This window comes from Gordonia sp. NPDC003504 (assembly GCF_053587995.1).
This window is the reverse complement of record NZ_JBSFPC010000009.1, coordinates 183,366-204,486: the sequence shown is the minus strand read 5'-3', so window position 1 is coordinate 204,486 and position 21,121 is coordinate 183,366. Positions and strand designations below refer to the sequence as shown.

Sequence of the window (21,121 nt, the reverse complement as noted above, 5' to 3'; positions counted from 1 at the left end):
CCTCAGCGCAAGCGCGCTCCCACCTGATCGCCGGCGTTCTCCACCGCGGCGAGTTTGGCTGCGTTGGCCTCGTCTTCGGTGAGCGTACGGTCCTGCGCACGGAATCGCAGGGCGAAGGTCAGCGACTTGTGACCCTCGCCGACCTGGCTGCCGGTGAAGACATCGAAGAGTTCGATGGACTCGAGCAGATCTCCGGCACCGGACCGGAGCGCCTCGGCGACCACCCCGGCCGGAACATCGGCGGCCACGACGACCGCGACGTCCTGCAGTACCGCCGGGAACACACTGACGCGAGGTGCCGGAAGTACCACGCCCAGCGGGAGGGCATCGACGTCGACCTCGACCGCACAGGTCCGCTTGGGCAGTCCGGAGCGTTCGAGTACGGCCGGATGGAGTTCACCGGCGAAGCCGACGGTCACGCCGTCAACGGTGAGCCGAGCGCAGCGGCCCGGATGCCATGGGCGCTCATCGGCTGCGGACAGGTCGACGGTCACGCCCGCGGCACGGCCGACGGCACGGGCGGCCTCGAACGCGTCAAGGTAGTCGGCCGGACGACCCGGACCCCATGGTCCGGCCGGATCACGCTGACCCACCAGCACTGCGGCGACGTGCAGCGGCTGAAGCGGGAGGGAGGCGTCGAGTGCGGCGATCTCCTCCTCGGTCGGGCGTCGCGTCACATCGAGCGCGCCGACCGGGGCGACATGGTCACCGGCGATGACGACCTGACCCACGGTGAACAATGCCAGATCCCGCTGCCCGCGGGCGATGTTGCGTCCGGCCATCTCCAGCAACCCCGGCAACAAGGTGGTATTCAGCTCGGGCCGGTCTGCCTCGAGCGGATTGAGCACCTTCACCGTCTTGCGACGCTCGTCGTCGGCGGGCAGATCCCACACATCGAACACACCGGCCGGCATGAACGGGTAAGGCAACACCTCGACGTAGCCGTCGAGGGCCAGGGTGCGACCGATACTGCGACGACGCTGCTGTTGCGGCGTCAGGCCGGTCCCGGCAGCCGGCGCGCGCGGCGGGATGGCCGGGATGTCCTCCAGACCCTGGAGACGCAGCACCTCCTCCACGAGATCCGCGCGTTGACGCAGGTCCGGTCGCCAGGAGGGCGGCGTCACCGAGAGCCGATCGGTGCCGGTGACGACGCAACCGACCTCGGTCAGCCGGGCCTCGGTGGTGCCCACCGGATACGGGATGCCCGCGGTGCGGTCGGGTTCGTCGGCGGCGATGTCGATCGGCGCGGGCGCGGGGATGTCCACGCGGGCCTCCGACAACGGTCCGGCAACCCGACCGCCGGCGAGGTCGACGATGAGCGATGCACCGCGGTCGGACGCGACGACGGTGACCTCCGGATCGACCGACCGCTCGAAGCGCTTGGTGGCCTCCGAGGTCAGCTTGTGGCGTTTGCCGGTACGGAACACCCGAACCGGATCGAAGGTGGCCGATTCCAGTAGCACCCGGGTGGTCTCGGGACCCACCTCGGTGGCCTCTCCACCCATGAGTCCGGCCAGCGCGATGGGACCACTGTCGTCGGCGATGACGACATCCTCCGGATCGAGCTCACGCACGACGCCGTCGAGGGTGGTCAGCTTCTCCCCCGCGACAGCGTTGCGGACGGTGATCGTGCCGGTGAGTTTGTCGGCGTCGAACGCGTGCAGCGGTTGTCCGAGTTCGAGCATCACGTAGTTGGTGACGTCGACGATTGCCGAGATCGGTCGCACACCGGCGACCATGAGTCGTTTCTGTACCCACCACGGTGACACCGAGCGGGCGTCCACGCCGGTGAGCAGGCGCGCGGTGTAGCGGGTGGCCTGCGACGCCGCATCGATCGCCACCGGCCAGGGCTCGTCGTCGCCGGCCGCGAGCGGCTCGCCGGGGAGTCCGACGTCGACGAACGGCACCGAGAAGGCGCCGGCGAGTTCGCGACCGAGTCCACGGATGGAGAAGGCGTAGCCGCGGTCGGGGGTGACGTTGACGTCGATGGCGGCGTCGTCGAGGCCGAGGACCTCACGCGCGTCGGCACCGGGCTCGGCGGTGCCGGGGGCGAGGACGAGGATGCCCGCATGGTCGGTGCCGATACCCATCTCGGAAACCGAACAGATCATCCCGTCGGAGGTGTGTCCGTAGGTCTTGCGCGCGGTGATCTCGAACGGACCCGGCAGCACGGTTCCGGGCAATGCCGCGACGATCAGGTCACCTTCGGCGAAATTCCGTGCACCACAGATGATCCCGCGTGGCTCGGCCTCACCGACCTCGACCATGCAGTAGCGGATGGGTTTCTTGAACTCGGTCAGTTCGGTGATCGTCTGCACCCGGCCGATCACCAGCGGTCCGGTGATCTCCGGGAACGGATCGATGTCCTCGATCTCGAATCCGACGCGGACGAAGCCTGCGTCGATCTGCTCGGTGGTCGCCGACCAGGTCGGGTCGCCGGCGCGAAGCACCTCGGTGTACCAGGACTGTGGGGCACGCACGTCAGTCAGCTGCTTTCATCGATCGTTGGGCGGTGGGAGAAGCGGCTCAGGCCGCAGGGCCGAACGGGAGGGAGAAACGGATGTCCCCCTCGACCATGTCCCGCATGTCGGAGATGTCGTTACGGAACTGCAGGGTGCGTTCGAGGCCCATGCCGAACGCGAAGCCGGAGTAGACGTCAGGGTCGATTCCGCTGGCGCGCAACACATTCGGGTTCACCATGCCGCAGCCACCCCATTCGACCCAGCCGGGCCCGCCCTTCTTGCCGGGGAACCACACGTCGACCTCGGCCGACGGCTCGGTGAACGGGAAGTAGCTCGCGCGCATGCGGGTGGTGGTTTCGGGGCCGAACAGGGCCCGCGCGAACACCTCCAGGGTGCCGCGCAGATTGGCGAGGGTGAGGCCTTTGTCGACGGCGAGCCCCTCGATCTGGTGGAACACCGGCGTGTGGGTGGCGTCGAGTTCGTCGGTGCGGAAGGTGCGTCCCGGGCACGCCACGTAGATCGGCACCTCGCGGTTGAGCATCGAGCGCACCTGGACCGGCGAGGTGTGGGTGCGCAGCACCTGACGGGATCCCTCGGGTGCGATGTAGAAGGTGTCCTGCATCGACCGGGCCGGATGATCCGGAAGGAAGTTGAGGGCGTCGAAATTGTAATGCTCGGTCTCGACCTCCGGGCCTTCGGCGATCTCCCACCCCATACCGACAAACACGTCGGCCACCTGCTCGGCGATCACCGTGATCGGGTGGCGGGCACCGGCGGGGCGACGCCGCGACGGCAGGGTGACATCCACCGACTCGGCGACGAGGACCGCGGTGTCACGCTCGGCCTCCAGGACGACGATCCGGGCGTCGAGTGCGGAGCTCACGCGACCGCGCACCTCGTTGACGAGCTTGCCCGCGGCCGATCGCTGATCCTTGGGGAGGCTGCCCAGCGCGCGCCGGGCGAGTGCAATCGCCGACCGATCTCCGAGATGAGCGGTCTTGGCCGCCGCGATCGCATCGAGGTCCGCGGCCGCATCAAACGCAGCGATCGCTGATGCGGCCGCGTCATCGAGCTCGTGCTGCTCGGGAAAACGGAGATCGGTGGTCGGTTGCTCGGACTTTCCCTGCTCTTTGCCGGAAGGTGCCACGGCTGGCGGACTCCTCGTATCGCGTGTCGGACAGACTCCTCGATCGCTTGCGTACGGGCGAAACACACCGTCAGCGGCTGCGATGATTCCCTTCGAGGGTAGTCGACCCGCCGATCGGGACGACCTGCAGGGATCCGCTCAGGAGATCGGCGCGAACTCGCGAGGGGAACGCAGGATCGCGAGCGAGCGCGCACCGATTGCCGCCGCCACCGCCACCGCGATCCAGTACCACCCGATGAGAATGCCGTCGTGGGCGAGCAGCAATAGTGACGCGGCGACGACCACGAGGCACAGCAGCATCGCGAGATCACGACCGGCCGACGCCGAGCGTTCCAGGGTGGCATCCCACCACGGCAGCCGCCGGTTCTCCAGCGGGCTGAGCACGGCGGTCACCACGATCATGAGAGTCACCAACACCACGGTCTCGGCGATGATCGTCGGCACGAACGTCGGGCTCGACGGATCACGCTCCAGACCCAACGCGATCCCCCCGGCGATGATCGCGGCCAGCACCGGAAGGTGCCACAGGTACAGCGTCATCGCTCCCCGATTGCCCATGGCGACCCACCACCACAGTCGCGGTCGCATGGTCAACCGCGCCAACGGTCCGCGAAGAGCGGTGACCAGGGCACCCAGAGTGACCGCATGACCGGCGAGCAGCAGCGTCGGCGGGCTCATATTAGACAGATGCTGCCCCGGCACCGTCACCATCGACAGTTCATAGGGTCCGACGGCGACGAGGACGATGTCGGCGAGGAACGCGATCGCCGCGACCACGACGGCCCAGCGACTCGTCACCAGTCGCTTGGCGTAGGTGACGCCGAAGATGGCCGGCAACATCCACACGATCAGAAAGTTCAGGTACCCCAGCCACGCGGGACCGACGGTGAGCCGCACGGCGTCGACCGTCCCGATCGCGGCCAGACAGCAGGCGACCGCCACGATCAGATGCCGAGTGGTCGTGATCTGTTGCAGCAGTGGCACCACCGCGAGCACGAGCAGGTAGGCACCGAGGAACCACAGGAGTTGGACCGACAATCCCGCCGTCACCCCGGCGGCGGCGTCGAGCCCGGCCAGTTGCAGGATCGCGACCGTCGAGCCCGCGAACGCCAGGTACCAGACAAGCGGGCGCAGCAGCCGTTGCGCACGTCCGAGAAGCCACTGCCCCGGCGTCGTACCGGATCGCCACCCGTACGTCGCGGCCGCAGCACCGGCGAAAAAGAACAGCGGCATTATCTGCAGCACCCAGGTGAGTGCTTGCAGGACCGGCACCGCAGCGAGGGTGTTGCCCAGCGAGATCCGGCCGGCGTCGGTGACGACGGTCAGCATCAAGGAGTGTCCGACGATCACCACGACGAGGGAGACGATCCGGACCAGATCGACGACGCGGTCACGGCCGGCCGAGAGTCGGTCGAGGTCACTCGCGTCGGGCATCTGCCGGGAGATGTTCGTACTGTTCACCCGGTCGATTCTCGGCACACCGTAGCCGCACGGCATGAGTGATTACACGCATTTCAGCGCAGTTGCCGCGCGCCCGCGATGGCCGTCAGGACGGGTGACGCGCCTGGATCCGTGCACCCTCGTAGAGGCAGATCGACGCGGCCGCAGCAAGATTCAGACTCTCCGCGCGGCCCCGGATTGGGATGAAGACCCGTTGGTCGGCGAGCGTCGCGACGTCGTCGGGCAGGCCGTGCGCCTCGTTGCCGAACAGCCAGGCCACCGCACCACGCAGCACCTCGGCTGCGTCGTCGAGGGCGAGTTCACCGTCGGCGGCCGTCGCGAGCAAGACAATCCCCTTGTCCTGCAATGCTTTCAGTGTCCCGGCGATGTCTCGATGCCGCACGACGGGTAGGTGGAAGACGCTTCCGGCGCTGGCGCGAACGCACTTGCCGTTATGTGGGTCGACGGCGTCGCCGAGCAGGAGCACGGCGTCGGCACCCATGGCATCAGCAGTGCGGATCAACGTCCCAGCGTTGCCCGGCTCACGGGGTTCGACGGCGACCGCGAGCAGTCGGGGCGCGCCGGCGAGCACGTCGTCGAGATCGGCGTCGAGGAGCCTGGACACGGCGAAGATGCCCGGCGGCGTGGTGGTCTCCGACAGCTTCTGTGCGGCGCGTTCGGTCAACCCGGCGGTCGGGATTCCGGCGCCGCGAGCGCGAATCAGGATGTCGGAGAATCGGTCCTCGTCGGAATCGCGCACCAGGATCTGATCTGCTCGATCGGTGTCGAGCGCAGCGACAACCGCATTGGCACCCTCCACGAGGAATCGCTGCTCGGCGCGACGCACCGCGGAACGATGCAACTTGGCATACGACACGACCCGCGAGGATCGTTCGGACAGGATCTCCATCAGAGTCGTCCGTCGATCTCTCGCGGGTCGGTGTCGGTTGCGCGGTGGCTGATCAGGCAGCCGGCGCGTTGACGTCGGCGGGCAGCGCCTTGCGAGCAACTTCGACGAGACCGGTGAAGGCCTCCGGGTCGGTCACGGCGATGTCGGCGAGCACCTTGCGGTCCACCTCGACACCAGCTGCCTTGAGGCCCTGGATGAAGCGGTTGTAGGTGATGTCGTTGGCGCGGGCCGCGGCGTTGATGCGCGCGATCCACAGCTTGCGGAACTCACCCTTGCGGGCGCGACGGTCCCGGTAGGCGTAGGTCAGCGAGTGGAGCTGCTGCTCCTTGGCCTTGCGGTACAGGCGCGAACGCTGTCCGCGGTAACCCTTGGATGCCTCCAGGGTTGAACGACGCTTCTTCTGGGCGTTGACGGCCCTTTTTACGCGTGCCATTGGTCAATCCTCTTCTTCGGTAGTGGTCTGGGCGCAGCGTCAGCGGTTCAGCAGGCGCTTGATGCGCGGCGCATCGTTCTCGCTCACGACGGTGGTGCCGTCGAGGCGACGCGTACGACGCGAGGACTTGTGCTCCAGCAGGTGGCGACGGTTGGCCTTCTGGCGCACGATCTTGCCGCTGCCGGTCACCTTGAAACGCTTCGCGGTGCCCTTGTGGGTCTTGCTCTTTGGCATGTCTTTCCTTCATTCGAGCGAGCGGGAGCCACCCGCGTCGGCGGGTGTGCTCACGTTCGCAGTGGTCTGGCCGTCGCCGGCCTGCGGACGCGGCCGGCGATCGGTATCGACTAGCTCGCGGCGTCGGGTGCGGCGGCGTCCTTGGCTTCCCGGGCGGGACGCTGGGACTGCTGCTGCGCCTTGACGCGGGTCTTCGCACCCTTGTGGGGGGCGAGGACCATCGTCATGTTCCGTCCGTCCTGCTTGGCCGAGGTCTCGATGAACCCGTAGTCGGCGACGTCGTTGCCGAGTCGCTGCAGGAGCCGGAATCCGAGTTCGGGGCGTGACTGCTCACGACCGCGGAACATGATGGTGACCTTCACCTTGGACCCGTCCTTCAGGAACCGGATGACGTGACCCTTCTTGGTCTCGTAATCGTGGTCGTCGATCTTCGGGCGGAGCTTCTGCTCCTTGATGACGGTCATCTGCTGATTGCGACGCGCCTCGCGCTGTTTCTGAGCGGCTTCGTACTTGAACTTGCCGTAGTCCATGATCTTGCACACCGGCGGACGGGCGTCGGGTGCGACCTCGACCAGATCCAGATCGGCCTCGTAGGCCAGGCGGAGCGCATCTTCAACACGCACGATGCCCACCTGCTCCGAATTCGGTCCGACGAGTCGGACCTCCGGGACGCGGATGCGCTCGTTGATGCGGGTCTCAGTGCTGATGGGGCCTCCTTGATAATTCCGAATAGGTCGGCCGCCGCGGGTGTGTCGGGCGCAGGAGGAATTCGCCTCAGCAAAAAGCCCCGCTCGCGATCCTCACGGATCGTCGGCAGGGCTCCATCACCGACCGGTCCACCGATGACAGCATCGGACGATTACATTCACGCTCAACGCGCGGTGAAACCGCTGGACCGGACCGTACAACTGCGTCTGTCAGAATCGCTTCTGCGGGATCGCGTCGTAGCGGTGGGAGCCGAACTCCACTTGCTACCCCGGCGTACCAGGGCGGTCGTGCTATGGAAGTCTAACAGTCATGACCGGAAATACCTATTCGCCCTCCGACGACGCCGCTGGTAGCGGGGTTGTCGACGAGAATCCAGGTGACGGCCGGACCGCCGAGAACACTTCCAATGCCATCGACGAGAACGTCCGCGACCTGGCCGATATTCCGGCGATCGAGGTGATCACCAAGGCCGCGTTCATGCTGATGAGCGCGGCTGCGGAGAAGTTGGGTGCCGGTGGGTCCGACGTCGACCTCGACGAGGCGCGGCGCCTGATCACCGCGCTCGCCGGGCTCGTCGACGCGGCGAAGCCGGACCTCGGCATCCATGCCGCACCGGTCCGGGAAGCCCTCAAGCAACTGCAGCTCGCCTTTCGCGATGCGAGCGCCTACCCGGATGAGCCGGGTGAGGGCCCCGGTGAGAAGTACACCGGCCCGGTGCGTGATCGGCGGCGGTAGCTCTCACCGGTGTGAGCGGACCGGCAATTCGGCCACGGCATATGCGCCGGGTGCGACGCCGGCGGCGGCAAGTTCGGTTCCGAGTTCCGAGATGATCGCCGAACAACCCGGCGGTACGGATGTAGCCCTCGCCCGTCGGGCGCGCCAGTCTGACATTGGGGTCGATGACGCTGCAATCGTGCGAGTTGCACTTCCCTCGTGACATCTGCGCCGCCGCCCGACGTGGGAACCTACGCTGGTCGCATGACCGCACCCGAGGACCCCACTCCGACCGAGCCCACATCTCCGGTCGATGACGTGATCGACGCGGAGATCGTGAGTCCGCCGGCCGCTCCGTCGACTCCGCCGCTCCCCGATCCGGACTACTCCGAAGCCGGCGTTCCATCGTTCGACTTCGTGCGCGACAAGATCGAGAATCGCATCGCCACGGCGATCGGTTCACAGGAGTTGGCCGAGTCCACGCCTGAGGGTCAGCAGGTCGACGAGATGATGCGCGAGCGCGATGAGGCGGCCAAGAAACGCCTGGAGGAGATCCGCAGGTCGATGGGGAGCTCCGGCACCTGAACCCCCGTTGGGTGGGCCGCTCAGGCGAACTGACCGAGGGAGTCGCGCGGGAATCACCTGCACTGGGTACGGCCTGGTTGCGTCGAACAGCTGATCGCCGACCACCGTTGCCGACTCGTGGTAGCGGTCCTCACGGAGTTCGTACACCGTCAGCGCCACCCGTTCGGGGTCGATGACCCAGTAACTGGGGACTCTGAGCCGTTCGTACGCCGCCTTCTTCGTGTTGAGGTGGTGTAGCGCGGTGCTCGGTGATGCCACCTCGACCACGAGAACCGGGGCCGCGGGCAGGTCTCGATCGGTGGACTCCTCGACCCGGCCCACCAGAACGTCGGACCGCAACTCGACACTGTCGCCGGCGCGAACCGCGAACGGTGCCGTCATGACGGCCAATCTGCGCGGGCATACGGCATCGAGCACGCCGGCGAGTTTGACGACGATCTGCTGGTGCCGAATCCCAGTGCGGGGGTCACGATCAAGACCCCGTCAATGAGTTCGTACCGGTGACCGTCATCGGGCATCCTCTCCAGATCGCGCACCGTCAACAGACGCGAACCGGGAATGGGGAAACCGTCACGAGTGGTCGTCGCGCTGTCCATGGTGCACATCCTCGGCCGCACCGGTCGGAGAACCACACGCCTCCGGCAACCTCGTGCGCCTGTCAGCCCGCGGAGGCGACCCGTTCGTCGGCGAGGATCTCGGCTAGGAACTTGCCGGTATGGCTCTCCGGGGTGTCCGCTATGTCCTCGGGCGTTCCCTCGGCGACCACCGTGCCACCACCGACGCCCCCTTCGGGACCCATGTCGATGACCCAGTCCGCGGTCTTGATGACGTCGAGGTTGTGCTCGATGACGATGACCGTGTTGCCCTTGTCGACAAGTCCGTTGATCACATCGAGAAGTTTCTTGATGTCCTCGAAATGCAGACCGGTCGTCGGCTCGTCAAGGATGTACACCGTCCGGCCAGAGGATCGTTTCTGCAGTTCGGCCGACAGTTTGACGCGCTGCGCCTCACCGCCGGACAACGTCGGCGCAGGCTGCCCGAGCCGGACATAACCGAGTCCGACGTCGACGAGTGTCCTGAGGTAGCGGTGAATCGAGGTGACGGGTTCGAAGAACTCGCAGGCCTCCTCGATTGGCATGTCGAGGACCTCGGAGATCGTCTTGCCCTTGTAGTGCACCTCGAGGGTTTCTCGGTTGTAGCGGGCACCGTGGCACACCTCGCACGGCACGTACACGTCCGGCAGGAAGTTCATCTCGATCTTGATGGTGCCCTCACCGGTGCACGCCTCACACCGACCGCCCTTGACGTTGAACGAGAATCGGCCGGGCTGGTAACCACGCACCTTGGCCTCGGTCGTGGCGGCGAACAGCGTGCGGATCTTGTCGAACACCCCGGTGTAGGTGGCCGGATTGGAACGCGGTGTCCGTCCGATCGGCGACTGGTCGACCTGGACCAGCTTGTCCAGATTCCCGAGCCCGTTCACCCGCGTGTGACGGCCCGGAACCTGACGTGCGCCGTTGAGCTTGTTGGCCAGCACCGTGGCGAGGATGTCGTTGACCAGCGTCGACTTGCCCGAGCCGGACACCCCGGTGACCGCGGTCAGCACACCGAGCGGGAATGACACGTCGATGCCGCGGAGGTTGTGCTCACGCGCACCGACAACGGTGAGCTGCCGATTCTTGGTGATCGGCCGTCGAATGGCCGGCACCGGCAGGGTGTCCCGCCCGGCCAGGTAGTTACCGGTCAGCGACTTGCGGTTCTTGAGCAGGTCCTTGTAACTGCCGGAGTGCACCACCTGACCGCCATGTTCACCGGCCCGTGGGCCGATGTCGACAATCCAGTCGGCCGAGCGGATCGTGTCCTCGTCGTGCTCGACGACGATGAGGGTGTTCCCCAGATCGCGCAGCCGGGTCAGGGTGTCGATGAGTCGGCGGTTGTCGCGCTGATGCAGACCGATCGACGGTTCGTCGAGCACGTAGAGGACGCCGGCAAGGCCGGAGCCGATCTGCGTGGCCAGCCGGATGCGTTGTGCCTCACCGCCCGACAGCGAGCCCGCGGCCCGGGCCAGCGACAGGTAGTCAAGTCCGACGTCGAGCAGGAAACGGATGCGGGCCTGCACCTCCTTCAGCACCCGGCCGGCGATCGCCTTCTGGCGTTCATCGAGGGCCAGACCGTCGAGGTACACCGCGCAGTCGGCCACCGACAGCGCGCACACCTGGGCGATCGACATCTCACCCGCGGTCGGGTGGTCGAGAGTCACCGAGAGGATCTCCGGGCGCAGTCGGGCTCCCTCGCAGACCGGACAGGGCACGTCCCGCATGTACCCCTCATAGCGTTCCTTCATCTGCTCGGACTCGGTCTGGTCCATCCGGCGGTTGAGGAAGGCCATCACGCCTTCGAACTCGGTGTAGTACGAGCGCGTCCGGCCGTAGCGGTTACGGAACTTCACGTGCACCTGATGGTCGCTGCCGTTGAGCAGCGCGTTGCGCGCCTTCGCGGGCAACTTCTTCCACGGCGTGTCCATGTCGAAGTTCATCTGATCGGCAAGACCACTGATCAGACGCACGAAGTAGTCGGCGTTGTGACCCGACGACCACGGGGCGATCGCACCGTCGGTCAGCGACAGGTCCGGATCGGGGACGACGAGATCCTCGTCGATCTCCTTGCGGATGCCGAGGCCATCGCATTCCGGGCAGGCGCCATAGGGCGAGTTGAAGGAGAACGACCGCGGCTCGAGGTCGTCGATGGCGATCGGGTGCCCGTTGGGGCACGCCATCCGCTCGGAGAACCGCCGTTCACGATGCGGGTCGTCCTCTTCCAGATCGACGAAGTCGAGCACGATGATCCCGTCGGCGAGCCGCAATGCGGTCTCCACCGAGTCCGTCAGTCGCTGCTTGGCACTCGGCTTGACCGCCAGGCGGTCGACGACCACCTCGATGTCGTGCTTCTCCTGCTTCTTCAGCTTCGGCGGATCGGACAGTTGATGCACCACGCCGTCCACACGCGCACGGGAGAAGCCCTGCGTTTGCAGTTCGGCGAACAGATCGACGAATTCCCCCTTGCGGGTGCGGACGACCGGCGCGAGCACCTGGAATCGGGTGCCCTCCGACATCTCGAGGACCTGATCGACGATCTGCTGCGGCGTCTGCTTGGCGATCTCGGCACCACACACCGGGCAGTGCGCCTTCCCTGCGCGCGCGTAGAGCAGACGCAGATAGTCGTACACCTCGGTGATGGTGCCGACCGTCGAGCGTGGGTTGCGGTTGGTGGACTTCTGATCGATCGACACCGCGGGTGAGAGTCCCTCGATGAAGTCGACGTCGGGCTTGTCCATCTGGCCCAGGAACTGGCGGGCGTAGGCCGAGAGCGACTCGACGTACCGACGCTGTCCCTCGGCGAAGATCGTGTCGAACGCGAGGGACGACTTCCCCGACCCGGACAGACCGGTGAAAACGATCAGACTGTCACGCGGGAGGTCCACGTCGACTCCGCGCAAATTGTGCTCACGCGCTCCGCGGACGATCAGGCGATCAACCACTACATTCCTATCTACGAACTCGGCTGTCGGGGCTTGCGGCACCCCGCGCGGATCACCGTAGCGAGGGCCACCGACAATCCGGTGAGAAACAAGCTTCTGCGGCGCCGAACCCATCAGCGCACCGGCATCCCACGATACGCGGCATCGTCGACCTGCTCCGATGTCGATCCCTGCGACGCCGCCGGATCACGCAGCCGTCGGGGCTACGCTTGGTTTTCATGTCCTCAGCCGAGATCACCATCACCGACAACTACACCGGCGACCTGTCCGAATCGGGTCCACAGCGACGAACCCTGTCCAACGCCACGATCGTCAAGGTGTCGGTCGGTCCGATGGACAACAACGCCTACATCGTCACCTCAACCGCCACCGGCGACCAGCTCATCATCGACGCCGCCAACGACGCCGACACCATCCTGGCGGTCCTCGCCCAGTTGGGTGGTACGCCGAAGCTCATCGTCACCACCCATCGACACTTCGACCACTGGCAGGCACTCGAACAGGTCGCCGCCGCCACCGGTGCACCGACCGCGGCCGGACGCTTCGATGCCGACGAGTTACCCATCACCCCCGATCTCCTCGTCGACGACGGCGACGTTCTCACGGTCAGCGACCTCACCTTCACCGCAATCCATCTGGTGGGTCATACCCCGGGCTCGATCGCGTTGGCACTCACCGATCCCGCCGATGGTGTCGTCCATCTCTTCACCGGCGACTCACTCTTTCCCGGTGGCGTCGGAAAAACTTGGGAGCCAGGTGATTTCGATCGCCTCATCGACGATGTCTCGACGAAGATCTTCGATCGTTTCCCCGACTCCACCGTGGTCTATCCGGGGCACGGCAAGGACACCACCCTGGGTACCGAACGCCCCGCGCTGCCGGAGTGGCGCGAGCGCGGCTGGTGAGACCCGGTTCCTCCAACAGGGGTGGAGCATCGGCACGGCACTCGCCCCCGGGCTCGAGCCGGCCCGGCCACCCGCGCGGACGGAACCGCTGACATGCTCGGCCGTCGGCGGCGCGGACGCGGCGGGGCGACCACACGAACCACCGGACCGCGCACCGACGGGTAGCCTCGATAAGGCGCCGGATCGACATCGTCCACTCCAACAGCCGGGTGTCCGAGTGCCGCGGTTCCGGTTCCACCAGCAGACCGAACGAAGGGCAGTATCACCGATGATTCTTCGCCGTATCGCACGTCCCATGCTCGCCACCGTCTTCTTCGCCTCGGGTATCGACGCCGTGCGCAAACCGGCCGGACGCGCCGAGATGGCCGGCGACTTCATCGAGAGTTCGCTCAACGCACTGCCGCCCAACGTCTCCGCCACTCTCCCCAGTGATCCGGCGACGCTCGTCCGGATCAACGGCGCCATCCAGGTGGGTGGCGCCGCACTGCTGGCCACCGGAAAGTTCCCTCGTGTGGCCGCCATCGCGCTCGCGGGTTCGCTGGTACCGACGACGTTCGCGGGTCACCCGTTCTGGCAGGAAACCGATCCCGCCAAGCGGGCCGCGCAACGCACCCAGTTCTTCAAGAACATCAGCCTGACCGGTGGCCTGCTGATCGCCGCCGCCGACACCGAGGGCAAGCCGTCGCTGGCCTGGCGCGGCAAGCGCAAGGCCAATGCGGCCGGCGCCGCCGTGAGCGCAGCTCTGCCGTTCGGCGCCAAAGCCGGTACCTCGGCCTGGGATTCGTTCGTCGAACGCACACACGACGGCGCCACCGCTCTCGGTGAGAAGTCCGAGGACGTGGCCGAGAAGGTGCGTGATCGCGCGCCGGAACTCGCCGAGGTCGCCCGCGAGCGATCGGTGGAGTTCGCCGACCTGCTCCGTGACCGCGCACCGGAGCTGGCCGAGCTGGCGCGCGAGCGATCGACCGAGTGGGCGGAGCTGATCAGCGAACGCGCACCCGAACTGGCCGAAGCCGCCCGCGACCGATCGACCGAGTGGGCCGAGCTCATCAGCGAACGCTCCGCCGAGGTTGCCGATCGGCTCGGCGAGAAGGCACCGGAGTTGGCCGAATCGGCGCGGTCCCTGGCCGCCACCGCTCAGGAGAAGGCTCAGGAGACGGCCGACGCCGGTCGTCGGCGCTGGCGGAAGGCCGCGTCCTGACGCTGCACGACACCCGGCCCGCCCCGGTCACCCCGTCCGACTTCGCCCCCCACCTGTATCCGTGGTGCGAGGACGGTGCCGTCTCCGGGGTCGGTGATCGTCGATCGCCGATCCCGGGGACAGCGATGGTCGTGGCCGTCGGGTCGAACGCGTCACCCGCAGTACTGTCCCGGAAGTTCGCTCGGGCCGGCCTCGACCCGACCGGTCTGAGTCGTCGCATTCTCCCGGTGCGGATCGAGGGAATGACGGTCTCTCATTCGGCGCATGTCGCCCGGGGCGGGTATATTCCCGCGACGCCCTATCGCAGTGCCGGCGGCGGCGTCGATACCTCGGCGGCCTGGCTGACCGCATCCGAACTGGCCGCCCTCGACCAGACCGAACCCAACTATCAACGAATGACAGTGAATTCCCACAGCTTTCCCCTCTACGTCGCGTCGGAACCGCTGACGCTTTCGTTCCACATCTACGTGTCCCGGCACGGCGTTCTCGGCTCCTCGCCCGACACCCCGATTCCGTTCGGGCCCCAGCGCAGCGTGCTGGCCTGGTTGTCCGACCGACTCGGTGCGCCATGGTTGGCCGGCCCTGCCGCCGACGTGTGCGACGTGCTCGGCAATCCGACGCGGGCAGCGAGTATCACGGACCAGATGCGCACGCGCGGACTCCGTTTCCCCGCGGGCGTGAGCGGCCACGGAGTGCCGTCGCGGTGAGTACGTCGTCTTCCATCCAGACCGGCGACGACGCGCACACCGTGGAGGAGCAGGCACATCTCGACCTCGTCTACGCCCGCCTCGACCGCATGCGGGCCAACACCGAGCGTCGCCTCTCGGCAACGTTGCGCGAGTCCGACGGCACACCGCAGGCTGCGTCCGAACGCGAATCCTACGAGCGCATGTACGTCGACGACCTGGCCAAATTCGATGCGGCCGAACACAATCTGTACTTCGGCAGATTGGATCTCGACGATGGGGAGACCCGCCGGATCGGTCGGATCGGCGTCCTCGACGACGACGCCGCCGACACCACCCTGCTGTTGGACTGGCGCGCCCCACTGTCCCGACCGTTCTATCTCGCGACACCCGCGGCACCCGAGGATGTGGCCCGCCGCAGGCACATTCGCACGCGCAATCGCCGGGTCCGCGCGGTCAACGACGAGGTGCTGACCGCAGGTGAGGCGATCGCCGACGACTTCGGACACGGCGATGTGGTCAACGAGTCGGCGCTCGTCGCAGCCATGAACACCGCCCGGACCGGCGAGATGACCGACATCGTGGAGACGATCCAACGTGAACAGGATCTGATCATCCGGTCCACGCATCGCGGCGTGACCGTGATCCAGGGCGGGCCGGGTACCGGCAAGACCGCCGTCGCGCTGCACCGAGCCGCCTACCTGCTCTACACCCACCGTGAGATCCTCTCCCGCAGCGGCATTCTCATCGTCGGCCCGAACAACGACTTCCTCGACTACATCGGACAGGTGCTGCCGTCGCTCGGTGAATCGGGTGTCCTGCTGGCCACCATCGGCGAGCTGTTCCCCGGCGTGCACGCCACCGCCGACGAACCCCGCACAACGCGTGAGGTCAAGGGCAGACTCGGCATGATCGACGTCCTGAAACGGGCGGTTCGAGCTCGGGAGTCGTTGCCCCGCACACCGATTCCCGTGTTCTTCGACGGCTATCGGATCGAGGTCGACGCCGACCTCATCAAGGCCGCACGCGGCAAGGCGAGGTCGTCGCGCCGCGCACACAATCAAGCGCAGTCGGTGTTCCTGCGCACCGCGCTCAACGGACTCGCCGAACGACATGCCCGGGCCATCGGTTCGAGTCTGCTCGACGGATCGCAACTCCTCAGCGCCGGCGACATCGCCGACATCCGCACCGACATGTCCCGAGATCCCGACATCCGCGCCGTGTTGCTCGAATTCTGGCCGACGCTGACGCCCCAGGATGTGCTGCGAGACCTGTTCGCCGACACGAATTCTCTGCGAAAGTGCACTCCGGGATGGTCGGACGCCGACCGCGCGACGCTGTATCGGGCGGCTGCCGCCGACGACTCGACGCTCACACCCGCCGACGTGCCGCTGCTCGACGAACTCGCCGAACTGATCGGCTACGGAACCGCGGAGGCCGAGGCGGAGGAGCGCGCCCACTGGCGTCGGCAACTCGCCGAGGCGCAGGACGCGCTCGACATCCTGACCGGTTCGGCCCCACAGGACCTCGAGGATGAACTCGATCCCGAGATCCTGATGGCCTACGACCTCATCGACGCCGAGCAGCTCGCCGCCCGTCAGACCCAGACCAACCGGGCGACCACCGCCGAACGCGCATACGGCGACCGCACCTGGACCTTCGGTCACGTGATCGTCGACGAGGCGCAGGAACTCTCGGCGATGGCGTGGCGAATGGTGATGCGCCGCATCCCGAATCGGTGGATGACCATCATCGGCGATACCGCCCAGACCGGCGATCTCGCCGGTACCACCTCGTGGGACGAGGTGTTGACACCCTATGTCGCAAAGCGTTGGCAGTTGCGCGAACTCACCGTCAACTACCGGACCCCGGCCGAGATCATGACCTATGCCGCCCGGGTACTGCGGCACGTGAACCCGGAGATGTCGGCGCCGACATCACTGCGCTCCAACGGAATTGCGCCGACCGCCGTGCCCATCGACGCCGATCATCTGGTCGCGGCCGTTGTGGCGACGGCCACGCGGGCCGACCTGACCGGCCTGACCGGCATCGTCGTACCCGATACCCTCAGCGTCGCTGTCGCCGACGCTCTCGCCGATCGTCCCGAGGCGGACAGGCCTCGAGTGCACACCGTCACCACCTGCAAAGGCCTCGAGTTCGACACCACCGTGGTCGTCGAGCCCGGCGAGCTGATCGCTCAGTCCCCCCGGGGGCACAGTGACCTCTATGTGGCGCTCACCCGCAGCACGCAACGGCTCATCGTGGTGCATGCCGGTGAGCTACCCGAGGAACTGTCGGATCTGCCCACCGAGTGAGTCTCGGCGGGCAGATCGTCCGCGCGCCCTATGTGGTGTGAACGATCAGGACGTCGGAGGTGGACTTACGGGCGGCGTCGGCCGGGACCGATCCCAGCAGTCGACCGGCGATGGAGTTCAGTCCGCGGTTCCCGACCACCAGTAGATCGGCCTGGACATCGGTGACCAGCTGAAGCAATGCGTCTACCGGTGCTCCCTTGACCGCACGCTGGATGACCTGCGTGGCACCGGCAGAGGTGGCGCGCTCCTTGGCGCGGCGCAAGATCTCCTCGGTCGGCGACGATCCGGTCACCTGGTACGCCTCATCCTTGAGGACGTCGGCGACTTCACCCGCGGACCGCTCGTTCGGGAAATACGCGCATGCGATCACCAGCTTGGCGTTCGCACCTGCAATGGCCCCCGCACGATCGACCGCGGCCATCGACGACTCAGAGCCATCGGTTCCGACGACAACCGTGGTATACGCGCTCATCCCTACCTCCACCTCGTGTTCGGCACCGCCCGTATGGGCGAGCACATGCATCCCCCACACTCTAGGGAGCCCTGGATCAGCAGGCTAGTGTGACGCCCGGTGTTTTGTCCCGCGATCGCGGCAGCAGTCACGAGATCCCGGCCGCATCCATTCCGCGGAGCTCCTTTTTCAGGTCCGCGATCTCGTCGCGCAGTCGACCCGCCAGCTCGAACTGCAAATCGCGGGCGGCGGACATCATCTGCTCGGTCAGCTGCGCCACCAGATCGGCCAGTTCGGCACGTGGCATCGACGAGACGTCGCGCTTCTCGATCACCCCGGCGCTCGCCGCCTTGGACACCTCACCCTGGGCACGTCGTCCGCGGCTGGCACTGCGCCCCGATCCGACCACGCCCGCCGAGGTGTCCTCGGCCTCCCGGTACACCTGATCGAGGATGTCGGCGATCTTCTTGCGCAACGGTTTCGGATCGATTCCGTGCTCGGTGTTGTAGGCGACCTGCTTTTCGCGGCGACGTTCGGTCTCGTCGATGGCATTGCGCATCGAGTCGGTGATCTTGTCGGCGTACATGTGCACCTCACCGGACACATTGCGCGCGGCGCGGCCGATGGTCTGGATCAGCGACGTCGTCGACCGCAGGAAGCCTTCCTTGTCCGCGTCGAGGATCGCCACCAGCGACACCTCGGGCAGATCGAGCCCCTCTCGCAGCAGATTGATACCGACGAGCACGTCGAAATCACCGGATCGTAGCTGCCGAAGCAATTCGACACGCCGCAATGTGTCGACCTCGGAGTGCAGGTATCGAACGCGGATGCCGAGTTCGAGGAGGTAGTCGGTGAGATCCTCGGCCATCTTCTTGGTCAGGGTGGTCACCAGTACCCGCTCGTCGCGTTCGGTCCGTTCGCGGATCTCGTGGACGAGGTCGTCGATCTGCCCCTTGGTGGGTTTCACCACGATCTCCGGATCGACCAGGCCGGTCGGGCGGATCACCTGCTCGACGAACTCGCCGTTGGACTGCCCGAGTTCGTACGGTCCGGGCGTCGCCGACAGGTAGACGGTTTGACCGATACGGTCGACGAACTCATCCCAGGTGAGCGGGCGGTTGTCGACTGCCGACGGCAGCCGGAAGCCGTATTCGACGAGGTTGCGTTTGCGCGACATGTCGCCCTCGTACATACCGCCGATCTGCGGGACGGTCACGTGTGACTCGTCGATGACCAGCAGGAAGTCCTCCGGGAAGTAGTCGATCAGCGTCGCCGGCGCGCTGCCGGCCGGTCGGCCGTCGATGTGGCGCGAGTAGTTCTCGATCCCCGAGCAGAAACCGACCTGACGCATCATCTCCAGGTCGTAGGTGGTGCGCATACGCAGCCGTTGCGCCTCGAGCAGCTTGCCCTTGCCCTCCAGGTCGGACAGGCGTGACTCGAGTTCCTCTTCGATACTCGTCATCGCCTTCTCCATCCGGTCCGGGCCGGCGACGTAGTGCGTCGCGGGAAAGATCCGCAGCGAATCAACCTGTCGCACAACATCTCCGGTCAACGGATGCAGGTAGTACAGCGCCTCGACCTCGTCGCCGAAGAACTCGATGCGCACGGCGAGCTCCTCGTAGGAGGGGATGATTTCGACCGTGTCACCGCGGACGCGGAAGGTGCCGCGACTGAAGGCGACGTCGTTGCGGGCGTACTGCACGTCGACGAGCAGCCGCAGCAGTGCGTCGCGGTCGACCTCGTCGCCGACGTTCACCTCGACGGAACGGTCGAGGTAGGACTGCGGGGTGCCCAGACCGTAGATGCACGACACCGATGCGACCACGACGACGTCCCGCCGGGACAGCAGATTGGACGTCGCCGAGTGACGAAGCCGCTCCACGTCGTCGTTGATCGACGAGTCCTTCTCGATGTAGGTGTCGGTCTGCGCGATGTATGCCTCGGGTTGGTAGTAGTCGTAGTACGAGACGAAATACTCGACCGCGTTGTTCGGTAGCATCTCCCGCAGTTCGTTGGCCAGTTGCGCGGCGAGGGTCTTGTTGGGCGCCATCACCAGGGTGGGTCGCTGCACCCGCTCGATGAGCCACGCCGTGGTCGCCGATTTGCCGGTTCCGGTGGCGCCGAGCAGGACGATGTCCTTCTCCCCTGCCGTGATGCGTTTCTCCAGGTCATCGATGGCCGCCGGCTGGTCACCCGCAGGCTCGTACTCACTGACCACCGTGAAGTGGCCCTCGGTCCGCTCGACCTCACCGATCGGGCGGTACTCCGAGTGCGCGATCACCGGACGTTCTGCTGCAAAGGCCATGACACCAGGGTAAACGCGACCTATGACATCGATGTTCCGCGCTGTCGGCGCAGGCGGGCCGTAAGGTCTCAGACATGCCCACAGAGGTCGACGTGCACCCACCGAAACGCGAGATCTTCGATGTCGCAGCGATGACGAACACCGACAACAAGGGGTTCGTCCGACGGGTCGACGCGTACCGGCCCACCGACGTGGGTCTGTACATGGCCCGTCCCACCCCCGGCCATCCCCGATTCTCCTACCTCGAATCCTGGCTGCTTCCGACTCTGGGCCTGCGCGCGAACATCTTCCATTTCGACGAGGGGTTTCGCGATGGCCAACACCTCTACCTCGACGTCGGCCGGTTCGGCGGCCCGGACGACGCCGGTTGCTGGCACGCCGAGGACTGGTATCTCGATCTCGTCGACGTGCCGGGCACACCGTTGCACCTCGTCGACATCGACGAGGTGTTCGCCGCGCACGACGCCGGATTGCTCCCGCTCGCCGATGCCGTTACCGCGGTCGACATCGCGACGCGCGCACTGGTGGGCGCCGCCGACCACGGACACGACGTCCAGGCGTGGCTCGACGATGTGACCGGGACGCGGATGACGTGGCGGGATCGGCCATGACGGCGCCACAGCGGGTGACCCGACGCACGGTGATCGCCGCTGCGCCCGACCGCGTGTGGGAACGTGTCGCGAGTATGGACGGCATCAACGCCGAACTGATGCCCTACCTGCGGATGGTCCTGCCGCGGCGGCACCGCGGGAAGACGATCGCCGACGTCGAACCCGGTGTGCGGATCGGAAAGGTCTGGCTTCTCTACGGTGGTTTCTTACCCCTGGACTACGACGACCTGACCATCGCCGAACTCCGGCCGGGGATCGGATTTCGGGAACGCTCATCGATGCTCACGATGACGTCGTGGCGGCACGATCGCACACTCACGCCGATCTCACCGTCCTCTCCCGACTCACCGGAGGCCACGGAGGTACTCGACGAGGTCGCGTTTCTTCCGCGCCTGCCACTGCGTCGCTGTCGCCGGTGTTGCGGTGGTTCGTCGGCCATCTGTTCCGGCACCGGCACGCGCGTCTGTCCGCACAGT

17 protein-coding genes and 1 pseudogene are annotated in these 21,121 nt (G+C 66.5%); 7 read left to right on the top strand and 11 right to left on the bottom strand.

The genetic code is table 11. The features are described from left to right. Window positions 1-2: 2 nt before the first annotated feature. The 7 genes from pheT to infC all read right to left on the bottom strand — a co-directional run bounded on the left by pheT (window position 3) and on the right by infC (window position 7,357). On the bottom strand, window positions 3-2,480 hold the full coding sequence (gene pheT / locus ACWDPV_RS17500) for a phenylalanine--tRNA ligase subunit beta (protein ID WP_449743999.1): 2,478 nt from the start codon (window positions 2,478-2,480) through the stop codon (window positions 3-5). 46 nt (window positions 2,481-2,526) lie between these two features. Beyond that, a complete protein-coding gene (gene pheS / locus ACWDPV_RS17495; protein ID WP_348807490.1) occupies window positions 2,527-3,609 on the bottom strand; it encodes a phenylalanine--tRNA ligase subunit alpha in 1,083 nt (360 codons plus the stop codon). A gap of 138 nt (window positions 3,610-3,747) precedes the next feature. Then, a complete protein-coding gene (locus ACWDPV_RS17490) occupies window positions 3,748-5,070 on the bottom strand; it encodes an acyltransferase family protein (protein ID WP_348807491.1) in 1,323 nt (440 codons plus the stop codon). Between the two features lie 85 nt (window positions 5,071-5,155). Next, window positions 5,156-5,959 carry a TrmH family RNA methyltransferase gene (locus ACWDPV_RS17485; protein ID WP_348807492.1) on the bottom strand — a complete coding sequence of 268 codons (804 nt, stop codon included), beginning with the start codon at window positions 5,957-5,959 and terminating at the stop codon, window positions 5,156-5,158. 52 nt (window positions 5,960-6,011) lie between these two features. Next, window positions 6,012-6,392, bottom strand: coding sequence for a 50S ribosomal protein L20 (gene rplT / locus ACWDPV_RS17480; RefSeq protein ID WP_238423314.1), 381 nt, complete (start codon window positions 6,390-6,392; stop codon window positions 6,012-6,014). A gap of 39 nt (window positions 6,393-6,431) precedes the next feature. Next, window positions 6,432-6,626 carry a 50S ribosomal protein L35 gene (gene rpmI, locus ACWDPV_RS17475; protein ID WP_012834577.1) on the bottom strand — a complete coding sequence of 65 codons (195 nt, stop codon included), beginning with the start codon at window positions 6,624-6,626 and terminating at the stop codon, window positions 6,432-6,434. Between the two features lie 110 nt (window positions 6,627-6,736). After that, on the bottom strand, window positions 6,737-7,357 hold the full coding sequence (infC, locus tag ACWDPV_RS17470) for a translation initiation factor IF-3 (protein WP_348810013.1): 621 nt from the start codon (window positions 7,355-7,357) through the stop codon (window positions 6,737-6,739). Window positions 7,358-7,643: 286 nt separating this feature from the next. Between infC and ACWDPV_RS17465 the strand changes: the two genes are divergently transcribed. After that, window positions 7,644-8,069 (top strand): DUF1844 domain-containing protein, encoded by a 426-nt coding sequence (locus tag ACWDPV_RS17465; RefSeq protein WP_449743998.1) that lies wholly within the window; start codon window positions 7,644-7,646, stop codon window positions 8,067-8,069. Window positions 8,070-8,312: 243 nt separating this feature from the next. Then, the gene (locus ACWDPV_RS17460) at window positions 8,313-8,633 is read left to right on the top strand and encodes a PspA domain-containing protein (RefSeq protein ID WP_348807494.1); all 321 of its coding nucleotides are present in this window, start codon (window positions 8,313-8,315) and stop codon (window positions 8,631-8,633) included. A gap of 138 nt (window positions 8,634-8,771) precedes the next feature. Here the strand turns inward: ACWDPV_RS17460 and ACWDPV_RS17455 are convergent. Both ACWDPV_RS17455 and uvrA read right to left on the bottom strand, forming a co-directional pair. Beyond that, window positions 8,772-9,050, bottom strand: a pseudogene (locus ACWDPV_RS17455) (Uma2 family endonuclease); the annotation flags it as partial. Between the two features lie 241 nt (window positions 9,051-9,291). Then, entirely contained in the window at window positions 9,292-12,171 is a 2,880-nt protein-coding gene (uvrA, locus tag ACWDPV_RS17450; RefSeq protein WP_449743997.1) for an excinuclease ABC subunit UvrA, read from the bottom strand. Between the two features lie 218 nt (window positions 12,172-12,389). Between uvrA and ACWDPV_RS17445 the strand changes: the two genes are divergently transcribed. From ACWDPV_RS17445 to ACWDPV_RS17430, 4 genes are all read left to right on the top strand, one after another. Continuing rightward, entirely contained in the window at window positions 12,390-13,076 is a 687-nt protein-coding gene (locus ACWDPV_RS17445) for an MBL fold metallo-hydrolase (protein ID WP_449743996.1), read from the top strand. A gap of 268 nt (window positions 13,077-13,344) precedes the next feature. Beyond that, entirely contained in the window at window positions 13,345-14,277 is a 933-nt protein-coding gene (locus ACWDPV_RS17440; RefSeq protein ID WP_348809993.1) for a DoxX family membrane protein, read from the top strand. A 242-nt stretch (window positions 14,278-14,519) separates the two neighbouring features. Then, entirely contained in the window at window positions 14,520-14,984 is a 465-nt protein-coding gene (locus ACWDPV_RS17435; protein WP_348807498.1) for a hypothetical protein, read from the top strand. Next, on the top strand, window positions 14,981-17,278 hold the full coding sequence (locus ACWDPV_RS17430; protein WP_348807499.1) for a HelD family protein: 2,298 nt from the start codon (window positions 14,981-14,983) through the stop codon (window positions 17,276-17,278). Before ACWDPV_RS17435 ends, ACWDPV_RS17430 begins: the two co-directional genes overlap by 4 nt. Window positions 17,279-17,306: 28 nt before the next feature. On the opposite strand, the gene ACWDPV_RS17425 is transcribed toward ACWDPV_RS17430, so the two are convergent. Continuing rightward, a complete protein-coding gene (locus ACWDPV_RS17425; RefSeq protein WP_348807500.1) occupies window positions 17,307-17,750 on the bottom strand; it encodes a universal stress protein in 444 nt (147 codons plus the stop codon). 127 nt (window positions 17,751-17,877) lie between these two features. Then, entirely contained in the window at window positions 17,878-20,034 is a 2,157-nt protein-coding gene (uvrB, locus tag ACWDPV_RS17420; protein ID WP_348807501.1) for an excinuclease ABC subunit UvrB, read from the bottom strand. Between the two features lie 74 nt (window positions 20,035-20,108). Between uvrB and ACWDPV_RS17415 the strand changes: the two genes are divergently transcribed. Continuing rightward, complete coding sequence (locus ACWDPV_RS17415; RefSeq protein ID WP_449743995.1) at window positions 20,109-20,645, top strand: DUF402 domain-containing protein; 537 nt, start codon at window positions 20,109-20,111, stop codon at window positions 20,643-20,645. The last annotated feature ends 476 nt before the right edge of the window (window positions 20,646-21,121 follow it).

Bases quoted from the DNA above. Each gene is read 5' to 3' on its own strand.
- ACWDPV_RS17485 (WP_348807492.1), bottom strand. From the start codon at position 5,959: ATGGAGATCCTGTCCGAACGATCCTCGCGGGTCGTGTCGTATGCCAAG.
- rplT (WP_238423314.1), bottom strand. From the start codon at position 6,392: ATGGCACGCGTAAAAAGGGCCGTCAACGCCCAGAAGAAGCGTCGTTCA.
- rpmI (WP_012834577.1), bottom strand. From the start codon at position 6,626: ATGCCAAAGAGCAAGACCCACAAGGGCACCGCGAAGCGTTTCAAGGTG.
- ACWDPV_RS17465 (WP_449743998.1), top strand. From the start codon at position 7,644: ATGACCGGAAATACCTATTCGCCCTCCGACGACGCCGCTGGTAGCGGG.
- ACWDPV_RS17460 (WP_348807494.1), top strand. From the start codon at position 8,313: ATGACCGCACCCGAGGACCCCACTCCGACCGAGCCCACATCTCCGGTC.
- ACWDPV_RS17445 (WP_449743996.1), top strand. From the start codon at position 12,390: ATGTCCTCAGCCGAGATCACCATCACCGACAACTACACCGGCGACCTG.
- ACWDPV_RS17440 (WP_348809993.1), top strand. From the start codon at position 13,345: ATGATTCTTCGCCGTATCGCACGTCCCATGCTCGCCACCGTCTTCTTC.
- ACWDPV_RS17435 (WP_348807498.1), top strand. From the start codon at position 14,520: ATGACGGTCTCTCATTCGGCGCATGTCGCCCGGGGCGGGTATATTCCC.
- ACWDPV_RS17425 (WP_348807500.1), bottom strand. From the start codon at position 17,750: ATGAGCGCGTATACCACGGTTGTCGTCGGAACCGATGGCTCTGAGTCG.
- uvrB (WP_348807501.1), bottom strand. From the start codon at position 20,034: ATGGCCTTTGCAGCAGAACGTCCGGTGATCGCGCACTCGGAGTACCGC.
- ACWDPV_RS17415 (WP_449743995.1), top strand. From the start codon at position 20,109: ATGCCCACAGAGGTCGACGTGCACCCACCGAAACGCGAGATCTTCGAT.